We start from the raw sequence: 17,486 nt of genomic DNA on the forward strand, positions 1-17,486 counted from the left end.
CGGGCCGGTACCCTGGGACCGGACCCCGGTACCTGCGGCCGAGGCGGTGGCACCCGCGCCGCCACGACCTTGGGGGCGTGACCATCCTTCTCAGCGACCCCCGAGTGGCTGCCGTCGCCGTGCACGAGCAAGGTGACCCGCTGGTCCGGCTGGACGAGGGCTTCGGGCCGGCGCGGGCCGCGGTGCGGGCCGGGCTGGCCGAGCGGCTGCGGGCGGCCCGGGAGCTGCTGCCCGCCGGGATCGCCCTGCGCGTGGTCGAGGGCCACCGCACGCCGGCCGCCCAGCAGGCCGTCATCACCGCGTACGAAGCCGAGGTGCGAGCCGCGCACCCGGGAGTCCAAGGGGCCGAGCTACGCCACCTGACCAGCCGGTTCGTCGCGCCCGTCGAGGTGGCCCCGCACGTGGCTGGGGCTGCGGTGGACCTGACGCTGGCCGAGGTGCCCGGCGACGAACTGGACCTGGGGACGCCGATCGACGCAACGCCGGAGGTTTCCGGGGGAGCGTGTTACTTCGCCGCGCCCGGTATCAGTGCGAGCGCGCGAGCCCGCCGTGACCTGCTCGCCCGGGTGCTGAGCGCCGCCGGGCTGGTGAACTACCCGACCGAGTGGTGGCACTGGAGTTACGGCGACCGGTACTGGGCCCTGATGACCGGCGCCCCGGCCGCGATGTACGGCCCCGCGTCGGTGGCAGTGCCCGCGTGAGCCTGCTGGAGGCCCCGGCGTTCACCGGCGCCAGGCTGCTGGTCGACCTGGACGCCGTGGCGGCGAACACCCGCACGCTGGCGGCGAGCACCCGCGCGGCGGTGATGGCGGTCGTCAAGGCCGACGGGTTCGGGCACGGCGCTGCGGCGATGGCGCGTACCGCGTTGGCCGCCGGTGCGTCGAGCCTGGGCGTCACCAGCATCGCCGAGGCGTTCGAGCTGCGTGCGGCGGGGATCACCGCGCCAATCCTGAGCTGGCTGAACCCGGTGGGCGCCGACTTCTCGGAGGCGGTGGCCGCCGGGATCGAGCTGGCCGTACCCAGCCTTGCGCATCTTGCCGCGATGCCCGCCGGCGCCCACATTCACCTGCACCTGGACACCGGGATGGCCCGCGACGGTGCCGAGCCGCACGCATGGGCGGCGCTGTGCCAGGCCGCGAGGCAGGCAGACGTGCAGGTGGCCGGGGTGATGAGTCATCTCGGGTGCGCGGACTCGCCAGCGGATCCGGCAAACGCGGCGGCGCTGGCGGCGTTCGAGGGGGGCGTCGCGGTCGCCCGGCGTGCGGGGCTGCGGCCGCGGGTGCGTCATCTCGCCGCGACCGCGGCCACGCTGACCGCCCCGGCAACCCACTTCGACCTGGTCCGGGTGGGTGCCGGTCTGGCCGGGATCGACCCCTCGGGGACGGTTGCGCTGCGCGGCGCGCTCACCCTCAAAGCGCCGATTGTTTCGGTACGCCGGGTGCGCGCCGGAACTCCCGTGGGCTACGGCCACACCTGGCACGCCCCCTGCGACACCTCCCTGGGCCTGCTGCCCGTGGGCTACGCCGACGGCCTGCCCCGCCTGGCCGGGGCCGGCGCCCAAGTGCAGGTCCGGGGCCACCGGCAACCGGTGGCCGGGCGGATCTCCATGGACCAGACCGTGGTGGACCTGGGCGATCTGCCGGTCGCAGCCGGGGAGTGCGTCACCGTGTTCGGCCCCGGCGACGGCGGCGAGCCAACCGTGGCCGACTGGGCGCGCTGGGCCGCAACCATCCCGCACGAGATCGTCACCGGTCTGGGCAGCCGCCTGAGCCGGCACACCGTTGGAGGGGCAGAGCTGTGAACCGGATCCGGGCGGCCGTCATCGGCGGCGGCGCCAACTGCGAGCACGAGGTGTCACTGGCCTCCGCGACCTCCGTGGCGGCGGCCTTGAGCCCCGGCAAATACGACGTGGTACGCCTGGCCGTCGCCGAGGACGGGGAGTGGCACGACGCATCGGGTCCGATCGGGCTGGCCGCGGCGATCGGCGTGCTGACCAGCTGCGATGTGGCCCTGCCGATCGTCCACGGCCCGCGCGGCGAGGATGGCACGCTGGCCGCGCTGCTGGACCTGGCCGGGGTGCGCTATGTGGGTTCCGGGGTGCGAGCCGGTGCGCTGGCGATGGACAAGTGGGTGACCAAGCTGGTGGCCGGGGCAATCGGGATCGCGACGGCCCCCGGTGAGCTGCTGACCGCCGCGAGCAGCCGGGCCTGCCGGTGGACCGGTCCCGTGGTGGTCAAGCCGGTTGCCGCGGGGTCGAGCCAGGGGGTCACGCTGGTGACGGACCCGGAGCAGCTGACTGCGGCGTTGCAGGCCGCGCTGGCGCTGGATGAGCGGGTGCTGGTCGAGCAGGTGGTATCGGGGCGCGAGATTGATGTTGCGGTGCTGGGGGACGGGGGCTTTGGCCGTACCGTATCGCCTGCTTTGGAAGTGGTGGTTGACGGATTTTTCGACTTCGACGCCAAGTACGGCGGCGGCGCCGAGTTCCGCGTGCCCGCCGATCTGGCCGGGAGCGACCGCAAGGCGCTGGAGGACGCGGCCGTGGCCATGTACGACGCACTGGGATGCCGGGGCGTCGCGCGCGTCGACTTCTTCCTCACCGAGGCGGGACCGGTGCTCAACGAGGTGAACACCATGCCGGGCTTCACCGCGCAGTCGCAGGTGCCCCGGATGTTCGCCGCGGCCGGACTCGCCTACCCCGACCTCCTGGAACGCCTGATTTGCGAGGCCTTGGTAGAACGATGATGCGGCGCCTCGCGCCGTGATGGGATGCGAAGGTGAGTGAAGTCATGGGTGTCGCGTGGCGATGGCTGCCCGACACGGTTGCGGGCTTCCTCGTGCTGCTGCTCGGCCTGGGCGAGGTGCGAAACCTCAACGGGACCGCTCCGGTTTCGCTGGCCGCCTGCCTGGTGGTGCTGCTGACCGCGCTGGCGGTGGGGGTGAGCCGGGCCGCGCCCGCGGTGGCCCTCGGTGTGGTGTGGTGCGCCGGGCTGGTGCAACTGGCGCGCAGCGTACCCGTCCTGCTTGTGGAGCTGGCCGTGGCCGCGGTGGCCTTCGGGGCCGCACGGTGGGGGCGTACGGCCACGGTGTGGGCCGCTCCCGTGTCGATTGCCGCCGGCTCGCTGATCGCCGGGGCCGCGCTGCGTGCCGGCGCGCTGCGGATTGGCTTCAACCCGATCGGCCTGGCACCGGTGCCGACCGGCGACGACTGGTGGGGCCCGGCGAGTTCGGCGCTGGCCGCGAACTGGTTCGTCACGGTGGTCGTGGTCGGCGCCGCCCTGCTCGGCATGCCTTGGCTGGCCGGGCTGGTGCTGCGCATCTCGACCCGCGCCCGCGACGAATCCCTGCAGGCGGCGGCTGACCTGGTGCGGGAACGCCGCGAGCGCGCCCAGGTCGAGGAAATCGCCCGGATGCGTGAGGAGCAGAGCCGGATGGCCCGCGACGTGCATGACGTCGTCGGGCACTCGCTGGCCGTCATCCTGGCCCAGGCCCAAGCCGGCGAATACCTGCCCGACGACAACCCGGCGGCGCTCAAGCGGGCGCTGGCCACCATCGCCGACTCGGCGCGCGGGTCGCTGCGCGATGTCCGGCAGGTGCTGTCCGATACCCGTGACCAGCCGCGCGACCTGGACGCGCTGATCGAGAAGCTGCGCGTGGACGGGCACCCGATCACCTCCACCGAGATCGGCTATGGCCTGCCGCTGCCGCCGGAGCGGGCGGTGACCTCGTACCGGGTGCTGCAGGAGATGCTGACCAACGCGATCCGGCACGGCAGCCGTGGCGGTCCGATCACCATCCACCGCGAGTGGGGCGAGGACGCGCTGATGATCGAGGTACGCAACCCGGCCGACCAGGACCGAACTGCCGACATCGTGCCCGGACACGGCCTGTACGGGATGCAGCAGCGGCTGATCGCGGCGGGTGGCGCTCTGGAGGTCACCCGCGAGGCCGACGCCTTCCGGGTGACGGCGCGAATTCCGGTGCACGCATGATCGAGGTGCTTCTCGTCGACGATCAGGAGCTGTTCCGCGCCGGCGTTCAGGTGATCATCGATGCGCAGCCCGGGTTGCGGGTGGTCGGCTCGGCCCCGGACGGCCGCGAAGCCGTGCGCCTGGCCGACGAGCTGGAACCCGACGTGGTGCTGATGGACCTGCGGATGCCGCAGATGGACGGCGTCGAGGCCACCCGGCAGATCCTCGCGCCCGACCGGGCCGCCCGGCGCAGCAAGCCGGTGCGGGTGCTCGTGCTGACCACGTTCAACCTCGACGACCGCGCGGCGACGGCGATCCGTCACGGCGCGAGCGGTTTCCTGCTCAAGGACAGCACCCCGCAGCAGCTGGCCGACGGGATCCGCAGCGTTCACGTGGGCAACGCCGTGCTGGCCCCCGGCGACCTGTCCACGCTGCTGGACGCCCAGTTCCAGCAGCGCCGACCGGTGCCCGCGACGTTTGCGGCGCTGACCGACAAGGAACGCGCGGTGTTCACGGCGGCCGCGCGTGGATTGTCGAACGCCGAGATCGGGGCGGCCGTGTTCGCCAGCGAGTCCACGGTCAAGACCCATGTGGGGGCGATCCTGCGTAAGCTCTCGCTGCGCGACCGGGTGCAGATCGTCGTCTTCGCCCACGAACATGGGCTGATCCACCAATAGATATCACCCAGGCGGCTGCCATCCCGGTCGAGCTGCCCGGCTGTTCGCGGTGCCGGGCGCACCGATCGATGTCAGCGCTGCGGAGGGCTGTAGAACTGCAGGTCGTTGCCCTCGCTGTCCTTGAACGGCGCGATACGGCCCCACTCATGGTCACTGATTCCGCCGGTGAACGAGACGCCGGCCGCCTTGAGCCGATCGACCTCGGCATCGATGCCACCCTCAGGCGTGAAGGTGATGACAGCGCCCCCGTCGGCGTGCGCCGACGTGCCCTCCCGAGCGTTCAACCCGATGGTCAGATTGCCGGCGTCAATCTCGCTCCAGTCCCCGCCGGTCTCCTTGGCGGTCAAGTTCAGCGTTTCCGTATAGAAGGCGACTGCTCGTTCCATGTCGTCGACCGGGACCCACACGGTTGCCACAGACTTAGCCATCTCGCGCTCCTCCTCATTTCTCGAACCGCTTCTGGGCTACCCACCATGACCCCTCGATAACAACAACGAGGTGCAATAATCCGCGATGTCCCGCAGAACCACCCGGCAGAACGGCGCGCCGCAACCCACCCGCTACGCCACCACGCCACCACGCCACTACGCCGCCGGACGCCCGCGGCTCAGGTAGCGCCCGGACCTGAACGAGCGCCACCTGGCTGACTCCGGCCGCGTCGTCATTGAGGTCGTTGCACGTTGCTGCCAAGGCGCAGCCGCGATCGGTAGAGGTCCAGGACAGCAAGGAGCATCCCCACGCCTGCGACCACACCGAGCATCATCTGCGCTATCGCGACACTGAGCCGTTCCGGCCAAACTGCGCCCACGTCGACCCCGAGGATCTGCACCACGGCGAACGGCAGTTTCCAAACGCCCCAGGCGACGAGGAACCCCGATACGAGCCAGCTCAGCCCGACCGGTATCCAGAGTGGCACCGCCGGGCGGCCACGAGCCACGATCCAGCCGGCCCACGCCCCGGCGAGCGACCAAATCCCGGTGTTACCCGTCTGCAGGTACCAGGTGGCCTCCCGGGCGGCAAGATGCCCCAATCCGATGGTGCCGCCCATCGCCCAGTACAAATGCAGCACGCCGACGACGAAGGCGCCGACCATGGCTATCAAGGCCGCCGCTCGCCGCGACGACCAGTTCGGGGGTACCGCGGTCGCCTCGGTGCCGATCCGGCCGACGAAAGCGGCGGGCCAACGGGCTCTCATGTAGAGCGGCACGGCGACTGCCAGCCCCACCCCCATCCCAAGGAAGCTGACCTGAATCAAGGAGTACTCCCAGCCCGGCATCACGGAGGCTTGACCAGCAGGTGTCTCGCTACCGGCCGAGAGCAACGTATCCACCGTGGCGTAGGCAAGCATGGGAACCAGAAACCCACAGCCGATCCACGCACCCGACAGCACCACGAACGCGGGAATCCGCTCACCCCACGGCTGGACCAGAGCCAACGCGAGCGCTATCCCCCCTGCGGCCATACCGATCGACACCGTGTTGAGCACCACGACGCCCGCCACACTGAACCGCTCGTTACGAGGGAACAACCCGAACAAGGCGCCGACAACCCAGGAAATCTTGATCAGCAGGTAGGGCGTCATCGCCAGGGCAGCACCATAGGCGAATACCGCACGGAACCTCGTTCGGCGCCGTTCGGCACGTTCGACAGTCACCAGACGCCCCCATCCCGGAGCCGGTCACCGCGACGGACGCTTCAGCATGACCGGCCAAGCCCGTCTCGCATCATCACCTTCGATGGCTGTGACTGACCTGAGAGCGGCTGAGCCCCTCTGCCGGTGGTGCGCTTCAGCCGGCGCGGCCGACGTGCGTCGCCACCCCGAGCCTTCGCTAGTCAACGACGCTGGCATGGGCTGCGAGGATCTGCCAGCCATGCTCGTCGCGGATCCACGTCCGCGTGTAACGCATCCGAGCAGCGAATGGAGTTCCGTTGACAGAGCCGCTGAGATGTCCGAGGAACAACGTCACGCCGGTGTCCCCAGCCACAAGAAGGCTCAGATCGTCCTCGCGCAGCGTGTCGATCACCTGCGTGCCGGTGCGGTGCATCCGCAGGTCGTCGGCCTTGTCGGAAACCCTGCCGTCCGGTCCGGTGAAGACCAGCCGGTCGTCGAGCAGCCGGTCGAGGGCAGCGACATCGGAGGCCAACTGGGCGGCCTGCAGGCGGCGTTCGGCGTCACGCAGCTCGTCGTCCATGTCGTCAGTTATACCGCCAGCGGCCTGTTCAGGGCCGGCAAACTCTCTCCGGGGCCGGCGCATCACCCGCCGAATATCGTGATCGGATCGCCGGTGGTGCGGGCCTTGGCTCATGGGCGCGGGCTCACCGGCAAGCTGCGGGTTGGTTACGTCGGCGCAGCGGCCGGTCAGCTTGTCATGACCGCGGGGAGCCGGTTCCGGCGCGGCAGCCCGGACTGTGTGGTCCAAGCACACGAAATCCAGGTTGGCAGCGCTGTTGAGCGCCTTCATGCAGACGAGGTCGACCTGCTCGTCGGCTGCTTTCCCCTGGGCGAACCGGGCCTCACCGTTGGCCCCGTTCTGCTGAGCGAGTCGCGGATGCTTGCCGTACCGGCCCATCACCGGTTTGCGCGGCTGGTATCCGTGCGACCTTGTCCGCGTCCGCCTCGTCTCGGCGCCGTGCTCGCTCGCGGCAAGCGGCACGTCCGGTTCGCCCGGCACTGACGGCCCGGTCGCCGAAACGTTCCAGGAGGTGCTGACGCTGGTCGGTGCCGGGCAGGGAACGTTTGTTGTCGGCGAACACGTCACCCGTTTCTACGCCCGTCCCGATGTGGTGTACGTGCCGTTGCGGGACGCGCCGCCCCTGCGCTGGGGACCGGTATGGCCGACCGCGCGGGAGACAGCCAGGGTCCAGGCCTTCGTAGCCGCCGCGGCCGAGATCGTCCCCGGCACGGCCGCTTATGACTGGTGAGGACACCGGCCGGCTCAGTGAAGGTTCGCGCCACCGCCGTGGGATCCAGCGGCGGCACCCTCGACTGCCTCAGTGTGTACCGGAAATCGGGCCCGGCATCGATGCCGGGCCCGATTCTCCAAGGTGGATCAGGCCAGGTCGAAACGGTCGAGCTCCATGACCTTCGTCCACGCCGCCACGAAGTCCGCCACGAACTTCCCGCGGGCGTCGGCGCTGGCGTAAACCTCGGCCAGGGCCCGCAGCTGCGAGTTCGAGCCGAAGATGAGGTCCACCGCGGTGGCGGTCCACCTCACCTCATCGGTGGCCACGTCGCGGATCTCGTACACGTTCTCCTCACCCTCCGAGGCCTTCCACCGGGTGCCGGGGGAAAGCAGGTTGGCGAAGAAATCGTTTGTCAGCACGCCGGGCTGGTCGGTCAGCACACCGTGCGTGCTGCCGCCGACGTTGTTGCCCAGCGCCCGCAGACCGCCGATGAGCACGGTCATCTCGGGCGCGGACAGGTTGAGCATGTACGCCCGGTCGATCAGCAGGATCTCCGGCTGGGTCTTCTCACCGGAGCGCAGGTAGCTGCGGAACGCGTCGGCGCGCGGCTCGAGCACCTTGAACGAATCGACGTCCGTGTCCTCCTGCGAGGCGTCGGTGCGCCCGGCGTGGAACGGCACGGTGATCTCAACCCCGGCGTCGGCCGCGGCCTTCTCCACTGCTGCCGAACCGGCCAGCACGATGAGGTCGGCCAGCGAGATCTTCTTGGCGCCGGCGTTGAACTCCTGCTGGATGCCCTCCAGAGTGGTCAGCACCTTCGCGAGCTGCTCGGGCTGGTTGACCTCCCAGCTACGCTGCGGCTCGAGGCGGATGCGGGAACCGTTGGCGCCACCGCGCTTGTCGGTGGAGCGGTAGCTCGCGGCCGCCGCCCATGCGGTCGAGACCAGCTCTGCGGTGCTCAGACCCGAGTCGAGCACCTTGGCCTTGAGCGCGGCCACCTCGGCGTCGCCGACCAGCTCGTGGTCGACGGCCGGCACCGGGTCCTGCCACAGCTGGGGCTCGGCAACCCAGGGGCCCAGGAAACGGCTGACCGGACCCATGTCGCGGTGCAGCAACTTGTACCAGGCTTTCGCGAACGCCAGCGCGAACTCGTCGGGGTGCTCCAGGAAACGGCGGGAGATCTTCTCGTACGCCGGGTCGAAGCGCAGCGACAGGTCGGTCGTGAGCATCGTCGGCTTGTGCTTCTTCGCCGGGTCGTGCGCGTCCGGGATGATCTCCGGGGCGTCCTTGGCGACCCACTGCTTGGCGCCGCCGGGACTCTGGACAAGCTCCCACTCGTAGGCGAAGAGGATCTCGAAGAAGCGGTTGGACCACTCGGTCGGCTTGTCGGTCCAGGTGACCTCGAGACCGCTGGTGATCGTGTCGTTGCCCTTGCCGCTGCCGTGGGTGTTGAGCCAGCCCAGGCCCTGCGCCTCCAGCGGAGCCGCCTCGGGCTCGGGACCGACGTGGTTGTCGGCCACCGCGGCACCGTGGGTCTTGCCGAAGGTGTGACCACCGGCGATCAGCGCGACGGTCTCCTCGTCGTTCATCGCCATGCGGGCAAAGGTCTCGCGGATGAAGTGCGCCGCGGCCCGGAAGTCACCGCTGCCGCGCGGGCCCTCGGGGTTGACGTAGATCAGGCCCATCTCGGTGGCGCCTACGCCCTCGGACATCGTCGACTCCGAGGCATAGCGCTCGTCGCCCAGCCAGGTGTCCTCGGGACCCCAGAAGATCTCCTCGGGCTCCCACACGTCCACACGGCCGAAGCCGAAGCCAAAGGTCTCGAAGCCCATCGACTCCAGCGCCACGTTGCCGGCCAGCACGAGCAGGTCGGCCCACGAGATCTTCTGGCCGTACTTGGCCTTCACGGGCCACAGCAGCCGGCGCGCCTTGTCGAGGTTGGCGTTGTCGGGCCAGCTGTTCAGCGGCGCGAACCGCTGCCCGCCGTCGCCGGCGCCACCGCGGCCGTCCTGGATGCGGTAGGTGCCGGCGGCATGCCAGCTCATCCGGATCATCAGGCCGCCGTAGTGCCCGAAGTCGGCCGGCCACCAGTCCTGCGAGGTGGTCAGCACCTCGGTGATGTCACGCTTGAGGGCGTCCACGTCGAGCTTGGCGAACTCGGCGGCGTAGCTGAAGTCCGGGCCGAGCGGGTTGCCCTTTGACGAGTGCGCGTGCAGCACCGACAGGTCGAGCTGATTGGGCCACCAGTCCCGGTTGGTGTGCGGGCGGCCGCCGGTCTTGGGCGTCGGCGAGTCGATCGCGGGGTTTTCGCTCTCGCTGCCGTGCGAGGTCACGGAGTCGTGCGCGACCGGGCAGCCGCCCATCTTGTCAACGCCCTGAGCGCTGGTGGGGTGGTCCTGGGTGTCGCTCATTCGCTTCCTTCGCTTCCTTTCGAGCAGGCGGGGCAGATGCCCCAGAACACGACTTCTGCCTCGTCGACCACGAAACCGTGATCGTCGGAGGCGGTCAGGCAGGGGGCGTGACCGGTGACGCACTCGACGTCCGCGATCGCACCGCAGGAACGGCACACGATGTGGTGGTGGTTGTCGGCCACCCGGGTCTCGTAGCGGGCGGTCGCCCCGGCCGGCTGGATGCGCCGGATGAGCCCGGCGTCGGTGAGCGCCCGTAGGACGTCATACACCGCCTGGTGGGAGACGGTGGGATGATCGGCGCGGACGAGCGCGATCACCGTGTCGGTGTCGACGTGCGGGTGCTCGTGCAGGGCGGCGAGCACCGCCATCCGGGGCCGCGTCACGCGCAGCGAGGCGGCTCGCAGCTGCGTTTCAAGGTCGCCCATCATCCGACGACGATAGCGTGAATCTGGAATTATTCAAGTTTAGCCACGCCCGGCTTGTCGCCCCAGGCCTGCGCGCCGCGCACTCAGGCGAGTCGCATTTTGGTGTTCCGCTCGGCTAAGGTGCTCGCACTTCTAGGGGGAGGAAGCACGTGCGGAGATTCAGGACTGTCGGTATCGCTGTGGCCGGTGGCGCGATCTTGCTGGCTGGTGCTACCGCCGCGCACGCGTTGACAACAAAGTCAGCACCGGCCGCTGCGCCCGTACCCCCTGCTTCCAGCTCTGCTCTTGCTCTTGTTTCTCCGTCTCCTTCTTCCCGCGCTTCTTCCCCGGCGCCCGCACCCGCCGTGAAGCCCGCCGCTGCGGCCAAGCAGGCGGCTGCGCTCCGGATCGGCGTCAGCACGGTCCAGTACGACAGTCCCGGCGGCACGGTCCCGGCGATCGTCACGGTCTACAACGTCGCCGCGGGATTCAAGGCGACAATCACTGCCACCGGTACGGCCGGAAGCACGGTTACCTGCGCCGGGGCGGTATGGAACAACCCGGTGAGGCACACCGCCAGCCGCACCTGCTACCTGCGCCTGCCGACCCGGCCCGGCAGCTACGCCATCCGCGGCACCGCGACCCTCACCAAGGGCACCACGGTGCGCAAGGTCTCGGGCACCGGCGCGCGTCCCGTCACCGCCGACGGCAAAGTGTCGCCGACGCCGATGGCCGCCGCCGACATTCAGCGCATCGAGAGCTGCCAGAACACCACAAAGGATGTGTGGCTCACCTTCGACGACGGCGGCAGCGCCGCCCAGGTCACCTCCATCCTGGCCACGCTCAAGCGCAACAATGTGAAGGCCCACTTCTTCTTCCGCGGCGACTGGGCTCGTAAGAACCCGCAACTGTTCGCCAAAATCAAGGCGGCCGGCCACATCATCGGCAACCACACCTCGACGCACCCGGCGCTGAGCCGGATGGGCACGGCGAACCTGCTCAAGCAGATCGACCAGGGCACCCACGGGAGTTTGCTACGTCCGCCCTTCGGCGCCGGCGCCTTCACCACGCGACTGCAGGACGTCGCAGCCTCCCAGCACTACCAACTGTGCCGCTGGACCGCCGACACCTACGACTGGGAAGGCACGTCCATCCCCGTCATGCTCCAGCGCGTCAAGTACGGCGACTACCGCTCGGCCCCCGTACGCGCCGGCGGTGTCCTGCTCATGCACGGCCACGGCAAGTACACCTCCCGCGGCCTGCAGCAGATCATCGACACCATCCGGGCGAAGCACCTCAAACTGCCGGCCCTGTCCTAGCTGCTGGCCCCCACTGGCGCAATTCGGCTGGCGTCCGTTTCTCACCTGAGGCCGATCGCCGGGTGAGCTAGCGTTGCTCCGTGATGCTTCGGTGAGCAACTTGGCTGTCTGGCCCCTGACCATCCGCACGCGGCGGTCCGAGGACCTCGACCTGTGCGTTGAGCTGCTGCGAGAGGTGCGCCTGGCCGACGGCTACCCGATGAAGTGGCCGTCCGACCCGCAGGCCTGGCTGAACCACATCCAACTCGACCAGGCTTGGGTGGCCGAGAGCTCACCCGGTGTCATCGTTGGGCATGTCGCCGTGCAGAACGGCCGGGAAGTCACCCGGTTGTTCGTGGCCCCGGCGGCTCGGCGGCTGCGGGTCGCCAGCGCACTGCTGGACCACGTCAGCGTGTCCTCCGGTGGCCGGCTGATCCTGAGCGTCGTGGACAAGGCGGACTCGGCGGCTGCCGCGTTCTACGAGCGCACGGGCTGGCGGTATACCCGCACGACCACCGCTGGGTGGACGGGGCCGCGCGGTGAAGCGGTGCGGCTGCGGCACTACGTCCGATGACACTGTGTCCGATGAACTGACTCCACGAGCAAGGGAACTCCAGGAAGGCATCCGCTCTCCGGGCATCAGGCGGGCGGGTGGGCCAGGCCGAGCAGCAGGCGGCGCAGGGCGCTGGCAGCGTCGTCGCGTGCCCGCCGGGGATCGGCGGCGTTGGCGATCAGCATGCCTGCCCGGGTGACGGCGCCCAGCAGCAGCCGGGCGATCGTGTCGGTGTCCTGGACGTGCAGGCGGCCGGCCACCACGGCCTCTCGCAGATGCTCCGAGATCGTCGCGTAGGCGTAGCGCTCGTCGAGTTCGGTGTAGCGGGCCAGGCCCAGCACGGCCGGCGCATCGATGATGAGAATGCGTTGCACCTCGGGTAGCAACAGCCCGTCGAGGAAGGCCTCGAAGCCGCGGCTGAGGGCCTCGACCTCATGGGATGCGCCGCCCGCAGCGTCACCCGCCTTGGCCAGCAGCCCGCCGTGCACCTGCTCGAAGACGATCTCGAAGAGGGCCGTCTTGGTGGAGAAGTGGTGGTAGAGCGCGCCCGTCGTGACCCGCGCCGCGCGGGCCAGGTCTTCCACCGACGTGGCGGCGAACCCCCGGCTGCCGAGCCTCGGCATCGCCTTCGCCATCATCGCCGTGCTGAACACGGCCGCCGCGGTCCTGATGGCCCGAAGCGGCGCCGCGGCTGCCTGAGGTCCCGCGCCCTCCGGCAGCCGCCGCCTCAAGAAGTAGAGGCCGCGCCAGCCGGAACCAGTACGGGCGGTGGTGGCCGGAACCCGCCGGTGAGCTCGTCCACCAGCCCGGCGAAGCCGATGCCCACCCGGTCCTCGCCGGCCCGTGCCAGCACCTGCAAGCCCACCGGCAGCCCGTCCGGGCTCAAACCGGCCGGGAACACCGTGGCGGGCAAGCCGGGCAGCGCGGCCAGCGACCCGGGCAGGAAAAGGTTGTTGTAACGGCCGGTGCGACCCCCGCCCAGGTCCAGGGTGGAGAACCAGTCGGCGGCCTTGCCGGTGTCATGCGGAAACGCCACCACCGAGGTCGCCGGCGCCACCAGCAGGTCCCAGGAGTCGAAAAAGCCGTCCCAGGCCAGCCGCAGCCGGCGGCGGTGCTCGGCCCAGCGGGCCCGGCTGTCCGGGGTGGGGAACAGCCCGGACACCCAGGCATCGTCGCGGGGGTCGTTGCTGGCGCTCAACGCCGCAGCGAACTGTTCCCGCTCCTCGCGAGGGGTCAGGCGTGCTCCCTGGGCGGCAAGCACGGCCAGGAAGGTGTCGTGCTGCGCCGACACGCCTCCGGGCAACTCCGGGGTGCACCAGCGCAACGCGCGTACCCGGGGCGCCAGTGCCTCGGCGAAACGGTGGTAGGCGTCCTGCACGTCCGGATGCATGCCGAACCAGTCCGGTGGGGTGAGCACCGCAACCCGCAGGCCGTTCAAGGCGCTCACCTCCCGGTGGGTCCCGGGCGGCGCGGTAGCCAGCACGTCCAGGGTCAGCCGCAGGTCCTTGGCGCTGCGGGCGATCGGGCCGGGCTCGGTCATCCGGGGCAGCGGCAGCGGGCGGGCGGGCACCGGTCCCATGCCGGCGACGCTGCCCTCACTCGGGCGGTGGGCGTACACGCCGCAGAAGGCCGCGGGCAGGCGCAGCGATCCGGCCGTGTCGGTGCCCAGGTCGATCGGCACGAGACCGGCGGCCACCGCGGCGGCCCCCCCACCGCTGCTGCCACCGGGTGTGCGGCTGACATCCCACGGATTGTTGGTGCGGCCGTACACCTCGTTGTGGGTCTGCCAGTCCCTGCCGTGCGCCGATTGGTTGGTCTTGCCGAGCACGACCGCACCGGCCGCACGAAGCCGCGACACGCACGGCGCGTCCGGCGGTTGCAGATGCGCGCGCGCCGGATCACCCGAGGTTGATGGCAGCCCGGTCACCGCGATGTGCTCCTTGACGGTGACCGGGATGCCGGACAGCGGCCGCTGCGGTCTTTCGCCGGCTTGCCGAGCGCTGCGAGCCGCCCCTTCGCGCTCGGTCACCACTACCGCGTTGAGCGCCGGGTTGACCTCGTCCAGCCGGCGCAGGTGCTCGGCCAGCACGTCCGTCGCGGTTGTGCTGCCGTCAGTCAGGGCGGCGCGCAGAGCGGTCGCTGTGTTCACAGCACCACCGCCGCGTTGGAGTAGCCGCCCATGTAATAGCGCAACGTGGCCTGGCCGCTGCACACCATCGCCACCTTCGCCCGGTCCAGCTGCACGCACCACGCGTAATCCTCGGTCCATTCGAGCTTGCGCCACCACCGCGAGTACTCCGTCGGGAACGGGAACCGTTCGTGCAGCTCGCGGCGTACGAGCAGTTCGCTGGTGTCCACGCCGTTGAACTCCTTGCCGCCGGCGCGCAGGGCGTCGCGCACCACTGCCGAGCCCGGCTCGAACACCCCCAGCTCGACCAGGCGGGTGTACGAGGAAGCCCGTAGCGCCGGGTCGGGATGCCACGGATTCTCGCCGGCCACCTCGTATGGCGAGCCATCCGGGGCCACCAGCAGCCGCCAGCTGTGCGCCACCTCAGCGCCCGGATGAGCAGCCAGACAGGCCAGCAGGCTGCTCAGGTGCTCCGGTTCGAACTCGTTGTCGTCGTCGAGCTGAGCGATCCACGAGCCGCGAGCTGCGGCGATGCCCCGGTTGCGCAGCGCGGCGATGCGGGCGGGCAGATAGTCCTGGGGCAGTGCGGCGTGCTCGGCACCGGCGATATTGGAGATCACGGCGTGCGGGAAGCGTTGCGACAGCTCCTGCACCAGCGCCGGGTCGGCCAGCGCCGGGCAGTTGTCGCCGAACACCAGGTGCTCGACGCGGACGCCTTGTTGAGCGGCGACCGAGGCCATGGCCCGGACCAGCTCGGCAGGCCGGTTGTGGGTCGGGGTCACCACGGTGACCAGGGGCGAATCGGTGGGATGCGACATGCGATGTCCTTAAGGATGGGTCGGCTGGATCAGCACCGCGGCGGCGGTGTTACCGCCGAAGCCGAAGCTGTTCACCAGCACACTCGGCACGCCAGGGGAGTGCTGCGCGCAGGTCGGCACCGTCAGCGCGCCCCGCTGCACCGGTTCGCGCAAGCCCGCGGTGCCGGGGATCACGCCGGTTTCCAGGGTGCGCACGGCGGCCACCACGGCCGGGAATCCAGCGCAGTGCATCAGGTGCCCGATGGCTCCCTTGTGGCTGGTCACCATGGTGGCAGGCCAAGCGCCGGCTTGAGCGAGCCGGTCCAGCGCGTCCAACTCGGCGTCGTCGCCCTGCACGGTCCCGGCGGCGTGGGCGTGGACGTGGCCGGGGTGCGAGATCCCGGCCCGGTGCAGCGCCTCGGCCATGACGGCGGACGCGCTGACGGCGTCGGAGGCCGCGGCTGCGCTCCCGGCGATGCGGCAGGACACACCGGCAAGAGCAGCCCGGGGTACGCCCCCACGCCGGCGAGCATCGCCGTGGCGTTCGAGTACCAGGGCACCACCGCCCTCGCCGAGCGTGGTGCCGCTGCGCTCCGGGTCGAACGGCCGGGCCACCTCGGCGGTGAGTGCCTTCACCACGTCCATCGAGGCGACGTCGTACTCACCGGCGGTCCAGCCACCCAGCACGATGGCGGTGTCCGCGAGCCCGGCCTGCAGCCAGCGCCGGCCCAGGGCGATGCCGAACAGCACCGACGCGCAGGCGTGCGACACGAAGAGGGGTTCGGCTTCCCCGCGTACCGCCGCTGCCAGCGGGTCGGCACCGAGCAGGGACAACCGGCGCGGCGTCACCTTGTCCAGCGCCGCGGTCTGCCCGGTCAGGATGATTACCGTGCGCGGCGGCACTGCAGCGTGCCCGGCATCGGCGAGAGCCTCGGTCAGCGCCTGGCGCACCAGGGCTGGCTGCCGGGCGGGATCGTCGGGTTGCCGGCGGGAGCCGGGTGCGGCGGCGATGCCCGGCCCAGTGTCCGGAGCCGGCGGGGTAAGCGCCGACGCGCCGCTGACCAGGTGGGTCCAGAACTGCTCGGTGCCCCCGCCGAACGCGGTGACCAGACCCGCGCCGGTGATGACCAGGCCGGGCTCAGCCATGGCCGGCCACGCTTGGCCGGGTCGCCCAGCGGCGCAGCGCCGCCCGGTCCACCTTGCCGGTGCTGGTGCGCGGCATCGGCACGTCCACGTGAATGTCGCGCGGGCGCAGCCGGGGCGGAAGGTCCCGGCGGCACACCGTCCGCAGATCCATGACGCTCACCGGGTCGGCCAGCTCGACGAACGCTACCAGCCGGTCACCGCGCCCCGAGGCGTCGTCCGGTGAACGCACCCCGAGCACACACGCCTCCGCCACCCCCGGCAGTGCCCGGAACACGTCCTCGATCAGCTGGGGCGCGTGGGTCTCACCATCCACAATGAGCACTTCCTTGAGCCGGCCCAGCACCCGCACGTGGCCGTCCGGTTCGACGTCACCGAGGTCGCCGGAGCGCAGCCATCCGTCGGCGGTGAACGCGGCGGCGGTGGCCTGCGGGTCGCCGAGATAGCCCAGCATGCGGCTGGGTGTGTCGATGAGCAGCTCCCCGGTTGCCGGGTCGCGTCGTACCTGGCTGCCCGGCAGGGGTGTACCGACGGTGCCCGGACGCACTGCACCGGGCGCGCTGATCGCCACGTTCGGGCCGGCCTCGGTCAGCCCGTAGCCGTCGTGCAGGCCGGCGCCGAGGGCGTCGAAGCGGGCGGCCAGCGCGGGGTGCAGCACGTCGCCGCCGATCCCGCGCACCCGCAGCCGGCGCAACCGGTCGGCGAGCTCCGGTTCGCGGGCGGCAGCTTTGAACAACACGGAGTACATGGACGGAACGCCGTCCAGCGTGGTGACGTCGTGGGTGAGCAACCGGCCGGTAAGACCGGCGGCGGTGAACGTGGTCTCCAGCAACAACCGCCCGGCGCCGGCCAGCCACATCAGCAGGATGCTCAGGCCGTACGCGTGGGCCAGTGGAAGCGGCACGAGCATGGCGTCCGCCTCGCTGAGGGCGAGGCGTTGCGCTGTCTCGCGGGCCTGATAGTCCAGGGCGTCGTGCGAGAGGACGACCAGTTTGGCCCGGCCCGTGCTACCTGAGGTCGGGAAGACCGCAGCAGCCTCGGCCGGGAGTCCGGGATCGGTCGCGGCCGGATGGGGCAGCACGAGCGGCACCCCGCCGGCACCGTCGACGACTTCGGCGACGCTTGTGGCGGTGAGCCGGGCTTTCAACTCGGAATCGGCCACGGGCGCGAAGGCCCCCGCCGCTCCGAGCCGGCGTGCGGCCC

At 70.7% G+C, this 17,486-nt stretch carries 18 protein-coding genes and 1 pseudogene; 9 read left to right on the forward strand and 10 right to left on the reverse strand.

Annotated elements, in window-relative coordinates:
- The first annotated feature begins 77 nt into the window (after positions 1 to 77).
- Genes TFC3_RS11015 through TFC3_RS11035 form a run of 5 tightly spaced genes read left to right on the forward strand, consistent with a single transcriptional unit; the run spans position 78 to position 4,645 of the window.
- Positions 78 to 701 (forward strand): M15 family metallopeptidase, encoded by a 624-nt coding sequence (locus TFC3_RS11015; RefSeq protein ID WP_082771970.1) that lies wholly within the window; start codon positions 78 to 80, stop codon positions 699 to 701.
- Complete coding sequence (gene alr, locus TFC3_RS11020; protein ID WP_067498913.1) at positions 698 to 1,801, forward strand: alanine racemase; 1,104 nt, start codon at positions 698 to 700, stop codon at positions 1,799 to 1,801. The genes TFC3_RS11015 and alr overlap by 4 nt, the downstream gene beginning before the upstream one ends.
- A complete protein-coding gene (locus TFC3_RS11025; protein WP_067498915.1) occupies positions 1,798 to 2,742 on the forward strand; it encodes a D-alanine--D-alanine ligase family protein in 945 nt (314 codons plus the stop codon). Before alr ends, TFC3_RS11025 begins: the two co-directional genes overlap by 4 nt.
- 32 nt (positions 2,743 to 2,774) lie before the next feature.
- Entirely contained in the window at positions 2,775 to 3,989 is a 1,215-nt protein-coding gene (locus tag TFC3_RS11030; protein ID WP_153040182.1) for a sensor histidine kinase, read from the forward strand.
- Positions 3,986 to 4,645: a response regulator transcription factor gene (locus tag TFC3_RS11035; protein ID WP_067498919.1), complete on the forward strand. Its 660-nt coding sequence runs from the start codon at positions 3,986 to 3,988 to the stop codon at positions 4,643 to 4,645. Before TFC3_RS11030 ends, TFC3_RS11035 begins: the two co-directional genes overlap by 4 nt.
- Positions 4,646 to 4,716: 71 nt before the next feature.
- On the opposite strand, the gene TFC3_RS11040 is transcribed toward TFC3_RS11035, so the two are convergent.
- From TFC3_RS11040 to TFC3_RS11050, 3 genes are all read right to left on the reverse strand, one after another.
- Complete coding sequence (locus TFC3_RS11040; protein ID WP_067498921.1) at positions 4,717 to 5,073, reverse strand: VOC family protein; 357 nt, start codon at positions 5,071 to 5,073, stop codon at positions 4,717 to 4,719.
- Positions 5,074 to 5,306: 233 nt separating this feature from the next.
- Positions 5,307 to 6,299, reverse strand: coding sequence for a hypothetical protein (locus tag TFC3_RS11045; RefSeq protein ID WP_067498922.1), 993 nt, complete (start codon positions 6,297 to 6,299; stop codon positions 5,307 to 5,309).
- A 175-nt stretch (positions 6,300 to 6,474) separates the two neighbouring features.
- On the reverse strand, positions 6,475 to 6,837 hold the full coding sequence (locus TFC3_RS11050) for a nuclear transport factor 2 family protein (RefSeq protein ID WP_067506419.1): 363 nt from the start codon (positions 6,835 to 6,837) through the stop codon (positions 6,475 to 6,477).
- 177 nt (positions 6,838 to 7,014) lie between these two features.
- Here TFC3_RS11050 and TFC3_RS40435 point away from each other — a divergent pair.
- Positions 7,015 to 7,185: pseudogene (locus TFC3_RS40435) on the forward strand (hypothetical protein); the annotation flags it as partial.
- Positions 7,186 to 7,198: 13 nt separating this feature from the next.
- Positions 7,199 to 7,567: a LysR substrate-binding domain-containing protein gene (locus tag TFC3_RS39225; RefSeq protein ID WP_082771971.1), complete on the forward strand. Its 369-nt coding sequence runs from the start codon at positions 7,199 to 7,201 to the stop codon at positions 7,565 to 7,567.
- Positions 7,568 to 7,695: 128 nt separating this feature from the next.
- Here the strand turns inward: TFC3_RS39225 and katG are convergent, their stop codons facing one another.
- On the reverse strand, positions 7,696 to 9,960 hold the full coding sequence (gene katG, locus TFC3_RS11060; protein ID WP_067498926.1) for a catalase/peroxidase HPI: 2,265 nt from the start codon (positions 9,958 to 9,960) through the stop codon (positions 7,696 to 7,698).
- The gene (locus tag TFC3_RS11065; RefSeq protein ID WP_067498927.1) at positions 9,957 to 10,388 is read right to left on the reverse strand and encodes a Fur family transcriptional regulator; all 432 of its coding nucleotides are present in this window, start codon (positions 10,386 to 10,388) and stop codon (positions 9,957 to 9,959) included. The genes katG and TFC3_RS11065 overlap by 4 nt, the downstream gene beginning before the upstream one ends.
- Before the next feature lie 341 nt (positions 10,389 to 10,729).
- On the opposite strand from TFC3_RS11065, the gene TFC3_RS11070 reads away from it, so the two are divergent.
- Positions 10,730 to 11,683 carry a polysaccharide deacetylase family protein gene (locus TFC3_RS11070; protein ID WP_067498929.1) on the forward strand — a complete coding sequence of 318 codons (954 nt, stop codon included), beginning with the start codon at positions 10,730 to 10,732 and terminating at the stop codon, positions 11,681 to 11,683.
- Between the two features lie 91 nt (positions 11,684 to 11,774).
- A complete protein-coding gene (locus tag TFC3_RS11075) occupies positions 11,775 to 12,236 on the forward strand; it encodes a GNAT family N-acetyltransferase (RefSeq protein WP_236718073.1) in 462 nt (153 codons plus the stop codon).
- Positions 12,237 to 12,301: 65 nt separating this feature from the next.
- Here TFC3_RS11075 and TFC3_RS11080 read toward each other — a convergent pair whose 3' ends face one another.
- The 5 genes from TFC3_RS11080 to TFC3_RS11100 all read right to left on the reverse strand — a co-directional run.
- A complete protein-coding gene (locus TFC3_RS11080) occupies positions 12,302 to 12,868 on the reverse strand; it encodes a TetR/AcrR family transcriptional regulator (RefSeq protein WP_201787139.1) in 567 nt (188 codons plus the stop codon).
- 74 nt (positions 12,869 to 12,942) lie between these two features.
- Complete coding sequence (locus TFC3_RS11085) at positions 12,943 to 14,364, reverse strand: amidase family protein (protein WP_067498932.1); 1,422 nt, start codon at positions 14,362 to 14,364, stop codon at positions 12,943 to 12,945.
- Positions 14,361 to 15,161, reverse strand: a complete 801-nt coding sequence (locus TFC3_RS11090) for a glycosyltransferase family 2 protein (RefSeq protein WP_067498934.1) — start codon at positions 15,159 to 15,161, stop codon at positions 14,361 to 14,363. Before TFC3_RS11090 ends, TFC3_RS11085 begins: the two co-directional genes overlap by 4 nt.
- 9 nt (positions 15,162 to 15,170) lie before the next feature.
- Entirely contained in the window at positions 15,171 to 16,286 is a 1,116-nt protein-coding gene (locus TFC3_RS11095; protein WP_067498936.1) for a beta-ketoacyl synthase N-terminal-like domain-containing protein, read from the reverse strand.
- A partial coding sequence (locus TFC3_RS11100; protein WP_067498938.1) for a class I adenylate-forming enzyme family protein occupies positions 16,279 to 17,486 on the reverse strand: 1,208 nt, incomplete at its 5' end. The genes TFC3_RS11100 and TFC3_RS11095, both read right to left, overlap by 8 nt.

Source organism: Actinoplanes sp. TFC3, assembly GCF_001553785.1.
Lineage (GTDB): Bacteria > Actinomycetota > Actinomycetes > Mycobacteriales > Micromonosporaceae > Actinoplanes.

Coding starts and splice junctions, on each gene's coding strand:
- TFC3_RS11065 (WP_067498927.1), bottom strand. CDS start 10,388: ATGATGGGCGACCTTGAAACGCAGCTGCGAGCCGCCTCGCTGCGCGTG.
- TFC3_RS11035 (WP_067498919.1), top strand. CDS start 3,986: ATGATCGAGGTGCTTCTCGTCGACGATCAGGAGCTGTTCCGCGCCGGC.
- TFC3_RS11050 (WP_067506419.1), bottom strand. CDS start 6,837: ATGGACGACGAGCTGCGTGACGCCGAACGCCGCCTGCAGGCCGCCCAG.
- katG (WP_067498926.1), bottom strand. CDS start 9,960: ATGAGCGACACCCAGGACCACCCCACCAGCGCTCAGGGCGTTGACAAG.
- TFC3_RS11040 (WP_067498921.1), bottom strand. CDS start 5,073: ATGGCTAAGTCTGTGGCAACCGTGTGGGTCCCGGTCGACGACATGGAA.
- TFC3_RS11095 (WP_067498936.1), bottom strand. CDS start 16,286: ATGGCTGAGCCCGGCCTGGTCATCACCGGCGCGGGTCTGGTCACCGCG.
- TFC3_RS11090 (WP_067498934.1), bottom strand. CDS start 15,161: ATGTCGCATCCCACCGATTCGCCCCTGGTCACCGTGGTGACCCCGACC.